Origin of the sequence: Halogranum gelatinilyticum, from assembly GCF_900103715.1 — an archaeon.
Lineage (GTDB): Archaea > Halobacteriota > Halobacteria > Halobacteriales > Haloferacaceae > Halogranum > Halogranum gelatinilyticum.
Genome location: NZ_FNHL01000001.1, coordinates 933,110 through 945,498, shown reverse-complemented (window position 1 = coordinate 945,498; position 12,389 = coordinate 933,110). Strand labels below are relative to the sequence as shown.

Annotated in this window: 10 protein-coding genes and 1 tRNA gene; all 11 read right to left on the bottom strand. The window is 61.2% G+C overall.

The genetic code is table 11. The features are described from left to right. Nucleotides 1–367: 367 nt before the first annotated feature. Nucleotides 368–1,201, bottom strand: a complete 834-nt coding sequence (locus BLR57_RS04850; protein ID WP_089694688.1) for a hypothetical protein — start codon at nt 1,199–1,201, stop codon at nt 368–370. After that, the gene (locus tag BLR57_RS04845; protein ID WP_089694686.1) at nt 1,198–1,464 is read right to left on the bottom strand and encodes a hypothetical protein; all 267 of its coding nucleotides are present in this window, start codon (nt 1,462–1,464) and stop codon (nt 1,198–1,200) included. Before BLR57_RS04845 ends, BLR57_RS04850 begins: the two co-directional genes overlap by 4 nt. Then, nucleotides 1,451–2,440, bottom strand: a complete 990-nt coding sequence (locus tag BLR57_RS19590) for a hypothetical protein (protein WP_139173277.1) — start codon at nt 2,438–2,440, stop codon at nt 1,451–1,453. Before BLR57_RS19590 ends, BLR57_RS04845 begins: the two co-directional genes overlap by 14 nt. A gap of 442 nt (nt 2,441–2,882) precedes the next feature. Continuing rightward, nucleotides 2,883–2,955: transfer RNA gene (locus BLR57_RS04835), tRNA-Gln, on the bottom strand. Nucleotides 2,956–3,009: 54 nt separating this feature from the next. Continuing rightward, nucleotides 3,010–3,174, bottom strand: a complete 165-nt coding sequence (locus BLR57_RS19250; RefSeq protein WP_170830525.1) for a hypothetical protein — start codon at nt 3,172–3,174, stop codon at nt 3,010–3,012. Between the two features lie 42 nt (nt 3,175–3,216). Next, nucleotides 3,217–3,651, bottom strand: coding sequence for a metal-dependent transcriptional regulator (locus BLR57_RS04830; protein ID WP_089694682.1), 435 nt, complete (start codon nt 3,649–3,651; stop codon nt 3,217–3,219). Next, a complete protein-coding gene (locus BLR57_RS04825; RefSeq protein WP_089694680.1) occupies nt 3,648–4,145 on the bottom strand; it encodes a rubrerythrin in 498 nt (165 codons plus the stop codon). Before BLR57_RS04825 ends, BLR57_RS04830 begins: the two co-directional genes overlap by 4 nt. 290 nt (nt 4,146–4,435) lie before the next feature. After that, the gene (gene sufD / locus BLR57_RS04820; protein WP_089694678.1) at nt 4,436–5,647 is read right to left on the bottom strand and encodes a Fe-S cluster assembly protein SufD; all 1,212 of its coding nucleotides are present in this window, start codon (nt 5,645–5,647) and stop codon (nt 4,436–4,438) included. Beyond that, nucleotides 5,648–7,078 carry a Fe-S cluster assembly protein SufB gene (sufB, locus tag BLR57_RS04815; protein WP_089694676.1) on the bottom strand — a complete coding sequence of 477 codons (1,431 nt, stop codon included), beginning with the start codon at nt 7,076–7,078 and terminating at the stop codon, nt 5,648–5,650. It abuts the gene before it with no gap. A gap of 25 nt (nt 7,079–7,103) precedes the next feature. Then, nucleotides 7,104–8,015: an ABC transporter ATP-binding protein gene (locus tag BLR57_RS04810; RefSeq protein ID WP_089694674.1), complete on the bottom strand. Its 912-nt coding sequence runs from the start codon at nt 8,013–8,015 to the stop codon at nt 7,104–7,106. A 198-nt stretch (nt 8,016–8,213) separates the two neighbouring features. Next, entirely contained in the window at nt 8,214–12,209 is a 3,996-nt protein-coding gene (locus BLR57_RS04805; RefSeq protein WP_089694672.1) for a DNA polymerase domain-containing protein, read from the bottom strand. Nucleotides 12,210–12,389: the final 180 nt, after the last annotated feature.

Sequence of the window (12,389 nt, the reverse complement as noted above, 5' to 3'; positions counted from 1 at the left end):
ACGACGGTATCTACCCCCTGATTCCGCCACACGGCCTCTCGGCATCCCGAGCGGACGAACCGAGCGGGAGACGGGTGAAAGTGGTCGCGGCCCAAGTACGACGGTGGAATTCATAGAACGGTAAGCGGGTTACTCCTCAAGCGCGCTCGTGACGTCCGTTCGCTCACGGTGTCGACGACGGTTCGCTCCTCCCCGTGTCGGCACGGCGTCTTTTCGTACTCCACGTCGCTCGAGTTCGGGTCCGACTCGAGAGTCGCGTCCGTCGGCCAGTTGTCGTGGCGTGGTCCAGTGGCAGAGAAACTGGCGTGGGGGCGGTTCAGTTCCCTCGAAGAACCGCAGTGCGAGAAGTCGATGTCGGTCGTCTCCCTCAGCGATTCAACTTCATGTAGAAGAACGACCAAAGTACGACACCAGCGAAGAACCCGAACGCACCCAGCGGAAGCCGCATCCAGTCGGGTATCGGGTTCTCCAGATACGGTGCTAACGCCCCGGTGAGATTCGAGAATCCGACAGGGCTGTAGAGGAACGCGCCGCTTGCCGCAATCACCAACCCGAGCGCAGCGGTGTAGGATACTCTGTGTGCGAAATAGCGGAAGTCGAATGCCACCCCGGCGATGGTGAGCAGGAGGAAACCGGTCCAGAACCGTTCGATTGCCTCGAGCACGTGCCCATCGCCAACGACGAAGACGGCAACGATGGTGAGTGTCGTGTATGCCGAGATGACACCGGTAACCAAGAAGATGAGGAGCCGGTCTTTCATCTTCCCGACCAGATACTCGACACCGAGAGTGAGATAGTGACGGACGGTGGCCGACCCATGCTGTCCAGGGCCTCCGGCCTCTCCTGACACCGCCTTCGATATCTCCGACAGCACAGTCACGATCTTCTCGATAACACGAGCAGCGACGGCACCCTGTATCAGTTGGCCGCTGACAAACGTGAAGAACACGAACAGAAGGAGCAGGTCCGATCGAACGATAGTCAGGTAGGTCGCACCAGCAACGCTTCCAGTGATTGACCCGGTCAACACGACCCCGACTAACCCGTTGTACGCTGGCCAATGGCCGATATACGACGAGAGATACTGGTTACTCATCCCCGTAAGGAGTAAGCAGATTCCGAGGGAGATCGTCACGACCGGCAACCACGCCGGAAGGACTTCCAGAAAAGTGGCGAGCTGGAGTGGTCCGTGTCCGATCATGCCTTATCGACGATATATCGGATACCAATGATGCTCATCGCGACTGGAGCGGCGAACCCGACCAGCGTAAGCGACACTCTGAGCGGGACCAGTACCGATGGCTGAAAGTGCCCCAGCAGTAAGAACCCGATTACGGCACCCGCACCCACGAAGCCTTTGGCTCTGGTGTACCCACCGCGCGAAACGACGAGTAGATATAGCAGAAATGCGGCAAGCGAAAACAGTGCGGGCCACAGTATCTCGACTGCCTCAGAGACGTTCATCACCGTTCTCCGGCCACGTCAAGACAATCATCACGACGATGACAGACATTCCGACGACGACGAGAGCCTCCGTTGAGAGAATCCCGGACAGTACGCTTCCGACGAAGCCTCTGAACGATTCGGAGTTGCGGGCCGGAACGACTCCATCTCTCGTTTGGCCACCTTCGATCTGCGACTCCGCAGAGGAGTTGGTCTGTTCAGCGGTAGAGGCTGGCGAAGATGTTGCTTCCGCCGTCTGAGCCGGTGCTCTGGTAGTAACCGATTCGGACTGCTCCGGTGTTGGCGTCGGCGTCGGCGTCGGCGTGGGTGTTGGCGTCGGCGTCGGCGTGGGCGTTGCAGTCGGTGTCGGCGTGGGCGTTGCAGTCGGGGTTGGCGTACTCGGTGCATTTTGCTTGTCGACGGTACCGTCGTACACGTCACAGAAGATACCATCAACCTGGTCCCCGGGGTTGACTTGGGTACGGTATTCTTCCCCATCACTAACAACTCGAAGCACGTTGCTGTTATCTACCGACACATCACCATTGGGGTACGCTCTCAGTAGCTCTTGAACAGCTGAATCTTCGTAGTGGTCCAGCAACTCGTCTCTCCCACCAAACTCGGAACCGGGTACCACGATGCGACCGTTCCTAGAAACCGCATCGACATTTCCACCAGGTCTGCAACCGTCGACGGGTAGCGGTATCGCACCTTCCGGGTCCACGTGTGGAGGTGCATTCAGCTTGTCGACAGTACCGTCGTACACGTCACAGAAGATACCATCGAGTTGGTCTCCAGGCTGAACCTGGGTGCTGTGCTGTTCTCCATCACTGACGACCCACAGTACGTTTTCAGTATCTACCCAGATTTCCCCATTAGGGAAGTCCCTCAGTAGATTCTGCACGTCTGGGTCTTCGTAGTGTTCCAACAGCCCGTCTCTCCCACCGAATTCGGAGACAGACACCCAAATGTCGCCGTTCTTCGCCTTCGTCTCCATGTTTTCACCAGGTTTGCATTCTTCATTCGGTAGCATCCATGGACTTGCCGAACCGCCAACGACGCCCAGAGAGCCGAGGCAAAGTATAGTCAAGACAAAGAGAACACGATACCTGTTCGACATACTGTGTTTCAGTTCGATTAGACGCCAATAAGTGTTAGCACTGTGTCAACACTACTTACAGCAGAGAGCGGCACCCTCGGGAACGGAACCACTCAATTACGCTATACGTTTTCCCGCCGTCTCTGTCCGATGGCGGGACCAGGCTGTCGCGACGCAGTTCGGCAGATCAATCGCCTGCAGTGAGTGATACGACAATCCCGACGGATGCCCTCCTCGTACGACTCCTCGAGGTCCGGTGGGTCAGCAGTCTATAGTCGCAGACGACCTCGGAGACGCGCCCACAGTAGTCTCGACTAATAGCTATTGTCGTTCGGAGAAATAGTCCCGACCGGATTCGAACCGGTGTCCTAGGCTCCAAAGGCCCAGATGATTGGCCGCTACACCACGGGACTCGGCACCTGTGACTCGGACCGTCACCCTCGAAAAGCTTCGGGTTTTCGTCGACTTCAGTCCCCGACGGCGTCGACGCGGTAGCTCCCACAGTCCGGACAGACATGGTACTGGACGTCGAATCCGACGCCACAGCCGTGACAGCGGTACGCCGATGTCTCTTCGTCACTCAAGCCTACCAGTCGTTTGAGACGGCCGAGTCGCTCTATGGTCCCACCCATGGGCGGGGCGACTCGGGCCACGGTAATAACGCTATGGACCGCTCAGTCGGCGGGGTTCTCGTTCTCCAGTTCGAGATACCGACAGGCGTCGGTCTCGGCGTCGAAACAGTCCGGACACTCGGTGTTACGGTCGATGATGGTGTCGAGGCGGTCAGCGACGGTGTCGTCGATGACGCTCTCCAGTTCGCGCGCTTCGGCACGGAACTCCTCGACGTCGAGGACGTTGGCGAGGAACCGCTCGATGATACAGTACGTCTGGAGCGCGTCGCGGGCGCGGACGATCCCCTCGTCGGTCAGTTGGACGCCTTTGTACTTCTCGTGCTCGGCGAGACCGCGGTCTTCGAGCTTCCCGATCATCTCGTTGGCACTGGCGGGACTCACGTCGAGCATATCCGCGAGCGCGCCTGTCGATGCCGGTCCGTCCTCCATCCGCTGGATGAGATAGATCGCTTTGACGTACTGGTCTGCCGTATTCATTCCCGAGTCTCCATAATCTTGGTCACTTCTTCGACACCCTTCGCCTCCTCTTCACGGATTCCCCGGAGCACGTCGAGCAGCTCCTCGCGGTCGACGGAGAACGTGGCATCACTGGTCTCGACACCGGCGATGAGGTCGTCGTAGAACTTGTACGCCGTCTCCTCGTTGCACAGCTGGTCGTAGAGCACGCCGTCGAAGTCCTCGGGCTTCGTCTTGCCGTACTTCGCCTCGACGAGCTTCTCGATGTCCTTGAACGGGATGCTCTCGGCGTCGAGGTCGTCGATGACGGCCTCGAGCCGCTTGCGGTGCTCGGCGGACTCCTCGGCGGCGTGTTCGAGCAACTGCTCTAACTCCTCGTCCAGTTCGCGGTCCTCCTCTTCGAGCGACTGGTAGTGGTGGTACGCCCGCGCCTCGACGACCTCCTCCAGGACGATACCGATCTGGAGCAGGCGAGCGAGCTGGTGGTCGGAGGTGACCTGGTTGCCCACGCTCACGCGAGACACCCCTGTTCGGCACACTGTTCGACGGTCATGGCACGAAGTGAGTGGGGGATTGACTTAACACCTCCACCTTTTGCTCTGCGGGTCGCTTGTGGCGACCCTCGGCAAAAGCTGGACCAAAAGCACTCCTCCTCGCTTCAGGCGACTTCGTCGCCCTCTGCTCGGTCGTCGGCCCGCTCGCTCCCTGCGGTCGCTCGCGGTGCAACAGCATGGCGGCTTCCGCACAGCAGACAGCACCGCCGCTCACGACGGCGGAAAGAGGGAGAAAGGTTCGAGAGTCGCGCTTACCGGAGACGCGCGGCGATGAGTTCTTGGAGGTCCTCGCGGAACTCGTCGACCGAGATCTCCTCGAGGACGGGCACGAAGAAGCCCTCCACGAGCATATTGCGCGCCTGCTCCTCCGGGATGGAGCGCGAGAGCATGTAGAACAGCTCTTCTTTGTCCACCTGACCGACCGTCGCCGCGTGCGACGCTTCGGTGTCGTGGTTGTTGATGATGAGCTTCGGGGAGGCGTCGGCCTCGGAGTCATCAGAGAGCATCAGCGTGTTCTCACGCTGGAACGAGCTCGTGTCCCAGGCGTCGCGGCCGACGTCCTGGACACCCTCGTAGACCGAGCGTGCCTCGTCGTCGAGGACGCCACGGGTCACGAGGTCGGCTGTCGTGTGCTCGGCCTTGTGCCAGACACGTGCGTTGACGTCGAGATGCTGGTCGTCGTGACCGAAGAACGCACCGACGATCTTCGTCTCCGAGGAGTCGCCGTTGAGTTCCGTCTCGATGTCGCTGCGGGTCAGCCGCGAACCGAGGTTGCCCTCGATCCAGTTGATCGTCGAGTACGTGCCGGCGTCGCCACGCTTGAGCGTGTAGGTGTAGGTCTCCTCGTCCAGGTTCTGCAACGAACCGTACTGGACGTAGGAGTTCTCACCGGCGACGATCTCGACGAGGTTCGAGAAGTACCGCGCACCGTCGACCTCGTCACCACTCTCGATGGCTTCGAGGATGGTGACCGACGAGGACTTCTCGGTGACGACGAGCGTGTGGCTGAACAGCGACCGGGAGTTCATCTCGGCGCGGATCTTCACGTCCTCGGCGTCGACGTCCTCGGGGACGTAGATGAGCGTGCCGGTGGTGAACAGCGCGGCAGAGAGTGCCGTCAGGTAGTTCGACTGCGGGTCGACGACCGAGCCGAAGGCGTCGCGGACGACGTCCTCGTGGCTGTCGAGTGCCTCCGTGAAGGAGAGCACCTTGATACCCTCGGCGGTGACACGCTCCGTGGTGTCGGCCGCGTTCAGCGGGTCGACGAGCTCCTCGAAGTCGAGCGCCTCGAGGTTCGTCCAGCGACGGCCGGGCGTCTGGATGACGTCCGGAAGGTCGAGCGTCTCGAGCGCGGAGAGCGCGTCGAGGCGTGCCTCGAGGAGCCACTCCGGCTCGTCTCGTTCGTCGGAGATCGCGCGAACCGTCTCTTCGGAGAGGTCCGCAGGAAGTGCCTTACTCGACATCTACCCGAGGCTCCCCTCCATCTCGAGTTCGACGAGGCGGTTGAGTTCGACCGCGTACTCGATGGGCAGTTCCTCCGTGATCGGCTCGATGAAGCCCGAGACGATCATCTGCTTGGCGTCGTCGTCGTCGAGGCCACGGCTCTGGAGGTAGAAGACGTCCTCGTCGCCGATTTTACCCACTGTTGCCTCGTGGGCGACGTCGACGGTGGACTCGTTGATCTCCATGTACGGCATCGTGTCCGAGGTGGACTCGTTGTCGAACATCAGCGCGTCACACTCGACGGAGGTCGAGGAGTTCTTCGCGCCGTTGGCGATGTGGACGAGCCCACGGTAGTTGGTGCGGCCGCCGTCCTTCGAGATGGACTTGGACTCGATGGTCGACTTCGTCTCCGGGGCGTTGTGGTAGACCTTCGCGCCGGTGTCGATGTTCTGCCCCTCGCCCGCGAAGGCGATGGTGATGTGGTTGTCCGAGGCACCGCGACCCTTCAGGATAGAGGCCGGGTAGAGCATGGTCGCTTTCGAACCCATGCTGCCGGAGATCCACTCCATGCGGCCGTTCTTCTCGACGATGGCGCGCTTGGTGTTGAGGTTGTAGGTGTTCTTCGACCAGTTCTGGACGGTCGAGTACTGGACGTGGGCGTCCTCACCGACGAAGACCTCGACACCGCCGGAGTGCAGGTTGAACGCCGAGTACTTCGGCGCACTGCAGCCTTCGATGTAGTGGACTTCGCTGCCCTTCTCGGCGACGATGAGGGTGTGCTCGAACTGGCCCATGCCCTCGGAGTTCATGCGGAAGTACGCCTGGACGGGCATCTCGACCGTCACGTCCTCGGGGACGTAGACGAACGAGCCGCCGGACCAGATGGCACCGTGGAGTGCCGCGAACTTGTTGTCGCTCGGGGGGACGCACTTCGTCATGAAGTACTCCTTGACGATCTCTTCGTGCTCCTGGACGGCCTTGTCCATGTTGCAGAAGATGACGCCCTTCTCCTCCCACTGCTCCTGCATGTTCTGGTAGACGACTTCCGACTCGTACTGGGCACCGACGCCCGAGAGGGCGTTCTTCTCGGCTTCCGGGATACCCAGCTTGTCGAAGGTGTCCTTGATGTCGTCCGGCAGGTCGGTCCAGTCGTCGACACCGCCGCGGGTCTCGACGTCGGGACGGATGTACGGGACGATCTCGTCGACGTCGACTTCCGAGAGGTCCGGCTGGCCGGGCCAGTCGGTCGGCATCGGCATCTTCTGGAACTGCTTCAGCGCGCGCAGTCGACGCTGGAGCATCCACTCGGGTTCGTCTTTGTCCTCGGAGATGACGCGAATCGTCTCCTCGGTCAGGCCCTTCTCGGCCTGGAACGACGACTTCTGCTCCTTCTTGAACTCGAAGCGAGCTTCCGTGTCTGTCTCTTTGAGGTGGTCTTGATCTGAGCTCATGATGTGTATGTTGTGTTAGACGGGCTTATGCAGCCTCGTAGACTTCCTCGCGGACCCAGTCGTACCCCTTGTCCTCAAGCTCTTCGGCGAGGCTGGCGTCACCGCTCTTGACGACCTTGCCGTCGAGCATGATGTGGACGTGGTCGGGTTCGACGTAGTCGAGGATCCGCTGGTAGTGCGTAATCTGGAGGATACCGGTGCCCTGCTCGTCGCGGAGGGCGTTGATGCCGTTGGAGACGTCCTGCAGACGGTCGATGTCCAGCCCGGAGTCGATCTCGTCGAGCACGGCAATCGAGGGCTCGAGGATGGCGGCCTGGAGGACCTCGTTCTGCTTCTTCTCGCCGCCGGAGAAGCCGGCGTTGAGATAGCGGGTCGCGAACTTGGAGTCCATGTCGAGCAGTTCCATCTTCTCCTGCATGATCTGCTGGAACTCTGCGACGCCGACCTCGCCGTCGTCGACGTTGCCCTCCATCGGGGAGGTGTCGTAGCCGGACTCCTCTTCTTCCGCGTCCTCGCCGTCGTCGTCCTCGAAGAGCTCCTCGCGCTCTTCGAGCTTGGCGTTGAGTGCCGTACGGAGGAAGTTCGTCATCGTGACACCCTCGATCTCGGCGGGGTACTGGAACGCAAGGAAGATACCCAGTGCGGCCCGCTCGTTGGGTTCGAGGTCGAGAAGGTTCCACGACGCCTTGTCCTCGGGGATGTCGAAGTCGTCGCCGAAGTCGCCCTGTTCGAGGTGAAGCAGTACCTCACCCTCGGTGACGCGGTACGCCGGGTGACCGGCGATGACCTTCGACGTGGTAGACTTGCCGGACCCGTTCGGACCCATCAGTGCGTGAATCTCGCCGGAACTGACCGTCAGATCGACGCCCCGGAGAATCTGTTCGCCGTCCTCCTCTGCGACCTCTGCGTGGAGGTTTTTGATTTCGAGTGTTGCCATTGTTGGTTCGTTGCCTCGTGGTCGAACCGAAGGGTGTCGCATCCATAATGCTTACGCATTCACCCCCTGCGAGTTTTGCCGTCGAGAATTTTATTTTCTGAATATGAAAAACGCTGGCACCCCGACGAGTCGGGCGGTTGGCCCCGTCGCCGGGCGAAAATACGGAGAGAACTGACCGAAGATGACGGTTGCCGACCGTTACATGAAGCTCCCGAGACCGGTCTGCTCCTGGCCCGACTTGACCTCGTCCCACGAGACGCCGAGTGCCTCGATGACCCGCTCGATGGGTCCCTGTAACGTCTTCTCCAACATCGTCTCCCAGTCGACTTCGAACTCCTCGGGGATCTGGTCGGCGTACTCGAAGCAGATGACGTCCGGGTCGCGCTTGAACTCCGCATACAGGAGGTCGTGCTGCGGGTCGAAGCCCTCCTCGGCTTCCATCCGCCGGAAGAACGCCGGATGGACCTTCTTCAGATACAGCCGCTTCGGCTTCGAACCACGCTGGAAGTTCGTTCCGAGCATGGTGTTGGCGTACTTCGCGCCACGGACCTGCGCCGTGTCGGTGTCGTAGCTGTCGAGCCGTTTGCCGATGCCGCCGGGGATACCGATGCGGTCCAGTTCCATGTTGCCTTCGAGGAAGTCCGTGATGACGTCGTGGACGTAGTCCTTCACGTCCTCGACGTCCTCCCCGTGGACGATCATCTCGAGGACCTGCTTCTGGACCTCCTTCGTGATGGGCGCGATGTCCGAGCGTTTGTACTCGAAGCCCGTGATGTCGATGTCGTCGACGTCCTTGCCCTCCTTCCAGACGATGTGGCCCGCGTAGCGTTTCTTCTTGCCCGCCTGGAAGAACCGGCGGTAGAGCTTCTCGAACTCGATCTGGAAGCGGTGCTCGTCGGCACCCAGACTGTCACGCGCGAAGTCGTCGTAGGCGGCGTTGATGTGCTCCTCGATCTCGAAGGACTGCTCGATAGCCTCCTCCTTCGAGACGTCCGGCCCGAGCGAGAGCATGACCGAGTCGGTGTTGTGAAGCAGGACCCCCCCGACGGCGTCGACAAAGTTCTCGTTACTGTCGACGCTCAGGTCGTACACGTAACCGTCGTAGTCGATTTCCGTCAGGACGGGGTCACGACCAGCGCGGTAGGACTCACACGTCCGAATCGTGTAGGAGTTCTTGCTGTCGCGGTACTTGAGCGAATGCTTCTGTCCTCGCTGGGTGAGCAACATCGACAGCCCCCCGACGAGTTCTCGACTCGTCGTCTCGAAGTCGAAATTCCGGTCCGCGTACTCGTCTGTGTATCGGGGGAACTTCCGAGACCCATCACCCTCGACGAGCAACGTCACGAACAGATCCTGTTTTTCCTCGGGGAGGTGGAAGACGAACGAGGGGATTCGTTTTCCGCGTGAAGTCTGTCCAGCGAACTCGCGGAAGAATATCGCTGCGAGTTCGTTCATCATCTGGAGTTTCAGCGTCGTGTCCTCGTACGTCACAGCGGACGCCCCCTCCTCCGTTTCGTATTCGACGGTTCGCTCGCTCCGTGAATCACTCGCGGTGATTCCAGCGGTCGTGTTCACGAACAGTCGGTGATAATCCGCCTGGAGCTGTTCCAACCACTCGCGGTCGGATTCGGCGATACTGGCTCCGAACTTCGACGTGGTCGTCTCGACCGTGGACGCGCTCCCTTCCGGGACGTACGCGCCTAAGAGTCGAATAAGCGCGTCGCCAGCCTCGCTGTCGATGTCTATGAAGCGCTTGACTTTGACAGTCGAATCTCCGTCTCCGTGGTGTTCGTGGCCGAACCAGACGTAATCGTCGTCTGCGTGCACACGCTTTTCTTTCGTCACCGCGTTCTCGCGCCCGACGCTTCGGCCGTCCTCGTACTCGCGTTCGTACCCACTGAGGACGTCGTAGACGTCGATCCGCTCTACGGTCTCCACTCCGGGCAGTCCTGAAACGCGATACGGTTCCGACACGTCGTCCGGTGAGACGTTTGCAAGTCCATCCCCGTCAGGGACCACGTACGAATGGTCGTAGGTCGTCGTCGACTCGCCGAACTTATGCTGGAGGTTCACGATCGGCTTATCGGTCTCGTGACGGATAGCCTGTGTAATCTCTCGCCATTCGGGGGTACCCGCCTCGTTCACAGAGAGGGCTTGCCACCCCTCCAGTGTCCGACGAGTCTTTCCGGGGGTGGCACTCGCGACGACGTCACCGTCAGCGGCGATGAGTACCTCGGAGTCGGTCTCACCGCGGGCGAACAGTTCTTCGATTGGGAGGATCCGAACCGTCCCGCTCGGGTCACGAACGACGACTGGACGGTCGCCGGTGACACTGTCACCGTAGGCCACGTCGTAGCCGATCTCGTTGGCCGCCTGCTCGGTGAAGTTGATGACCTCGCGACCGGTCGCGGTGACTGCCGCGCCCATCTCCTTGTCGTAGAGACGGAAGCGGTCCCAGCCCAGCACGCCGTACAGCGAGTTCATGATGACCTTCACTGCCGCCTGCTGCTGGTCGAACCGCTCGTAGGCCTCGCTGCCGGGTTCGTGCTCGTTCCGCAGGGCCTTCTTCTCCTCACGCTCGCCGAGGAGCTCGTCGACCATCTCCCGAATCATGCCGTCCGGTTTCTGTCTGAAATGCGTCCCGTTGGGCGCACGGAAGGTCTCCCCGTCGTACGTCTCGGGGTCGACCTTCGTCTCGGGCGACGCGTTGACCGTCACCATACACATCGGATACAGCGACTTCAGGTCGAGCACGGTGACGTTCTCCTTGACGCCGGTGATGGGGTCGAAGACGGCCCCGCCCTCGTAGTCCTCGGACTCCTGTTTGCCCTTCGAGGGCAGTGCCCACTTGCCGTGGACCTTGTGGAGGACGTAGACGTCGACCGCGTCGCCGGCCGTCGGTGCGTCCTCCAGTTTACAGCCGACGAAGGTGCTCACTTCGTCGTAGAAGGAGACGATGTCCTGCTTGCGGTCGATCTCGACACAGAGTTCCACGTCGCGAACGTTGTACTCCAGTAGTTTCGCAGGGTCCTGCTCCCAGAGGTCGCCGATGTCGCCGGAGTAGCGTTCCTTGCCCGCGCCGAGTTCGGTCTCGCCGACGGCGTCGAGCCGGTAGGAGTCGAGTTCGGTGAACTGCCGGCTCTTGTAGGCGTACAGCAGGTCGAAGACGACGCGCCCTTTGATGTCTGGACCACCCCAGCCGCTCCGCCAGACCTCGCCGACGCGAGAGAGGCGGCCGATGGAGAGGTCGAAGTCGCTCGTTGGGTTCAGCAGTTCCAGTCGGTCGAGGAAGTAGGGCGCGTCGAAGTCCTCGAAGTTCCAGCCGGTGAAGACGTCCGGGTCGGTTTCCTCGATGTAGGCGATGAACGCATCGAGCATCGCATCCTCGGTGTCGAACGTCCGGACGGCGATGCCCGTGTCCTCGCGGAAGGCGTCGTAGTCGGGCAGCGAGTCGGGACGCTCGCCTTCGCCGTCGGGGGCGACGTAGTGCCACGCGATGTACTCGTCGCGGTAGGAGTCGTGGCTGGTGAGACAGATGATCTCCTCCTCGCCGTCCTCGGGGAAGCCGTTTCGGTCGTCGACCTCGATGTCGAAAGTGTTCACCCGCAAATCGGCGTCGACCTCGACGGCCTCGACCTCGGGATGGGGAACCTGGAGGGTACCGTCGTCGAGGCGGCGTTCGGGGAGGCGGATGCCGCTGCCGATGTCCTTGTCGATGAGAAATCGGTTCGGAAAGAGGATGTCGGCCTCGTAGTGGTCGAACTCGTCACGCATCTGGCCGACGTCGCGGGGCGTCCGGCCGTAGATGCGCGTCAGCTCGTCGCCGCGGATACTCTCGAAGCCGTCTTCGGTCCCCGTAATCGTATCGCGGTCGAGTTTGTCGTCGGTCAGCGAGTCCGTCGGTGCGTAGAAGTAGGGTCGAAAGCCGAGGACGCGAACGTGTTCGGCCTCGTTGTCGGGCGTCCGGCCGAAGACGTGGATGACGGGATACTCGTTGGCACCCGACCCCTCGATGGTGTAGTCCACCTGCGTGACCGCGAGGTCGACACTGCCGTCAGCGTCGGGGAACTTCAGGTCGGCGGCGTCGACGACGTCGTCGACCGACTGACCGGCGTTGCCCGCGATGGCAGCTGCCTCCGCCTCCGGTCGGTCGTCGTCACCCCCTGTGAAGTCTCCAAATCCGCTCTGTCTCATGTTGCCGACCCTTTGCGTCCGTGTGTAAAAACCCCCGCGGTGTCCGCTCTCTCACCCCCACAACCGACCGCCACGTCCACTCGACGGCCACCGCGGAGACCCGGAACGGCTCTCGAAACGCCCTGCTCTCGTCGGCCGGTTTCGACGACGAACACGGTGTTACCGTATCCACAAGACCTT

Bases quoted from the DNA above. Each gene is read 5' to 3' on its own strand.
- BLR57_RS19590 (WP_139173277.1), bottom strand. From the start codon at position 2,440: ATGGAGACGAAGGCGAAGAACGGCGACATTTGGGTGTCTGTCTCCGAA.
- sufD (WP_089694678.1), bottom strand. From the start codon at position 5,647: ATGTCGAGTAAGGCACTTCCTGCGGACCTCTCCGAAGAGACGGTTCGC.
- BLR57_RS04845 (WP_089694686.1), bottom strand. From the start codon at position 1,464: ATGAACGTCTCTGAGGCAGTCGAGATACTGTGGCCCGCACTGTTTTCG.
- sufB (WP_089694676.1), bottom strand. From the start codon at position 7,078: ATGAGCTCAGATCAAGACCACCTCAAAGAGACAGACACGGAAGCTCGC.
- BLR57_RS04810 (WP_089694674.1), bottom strand. From the start codon at position 8,015: ATGGCAACACTCGAAATCAAAAACCTCCACGCAGAGGTCGCAGAGGAG.
- BLR57_RS04805 (WP_089694672.1), bottom strand. From the start codon at position 12,209: ATGAGACAGAGCGGATTTGGAGACTTCACAGGGGGTGACGACGACCGA.
- BLR57_RS04830 (WP_089694682.1), bottom strand. From the start codon at position 3,651: ATGAATACGGCAGACCAGTACGTCAAAGCGATCTATCTCATCCAGCGG.
- BLR57_RS19250 (WP_170830525.1), bottom strand. From the start codon at position 3,174: ATGGGTGGGACCATAGAGCGACTCGGCCGTCTCAAACGACTGGTAGGC.
- BLR57_RS04850 (WP_089694688.1), bottom strand. From the start codon at position 1,201: ATGATCGGACACGGACCACTCCAGCTCGCCACTTTTCTGGAAGTCCTT.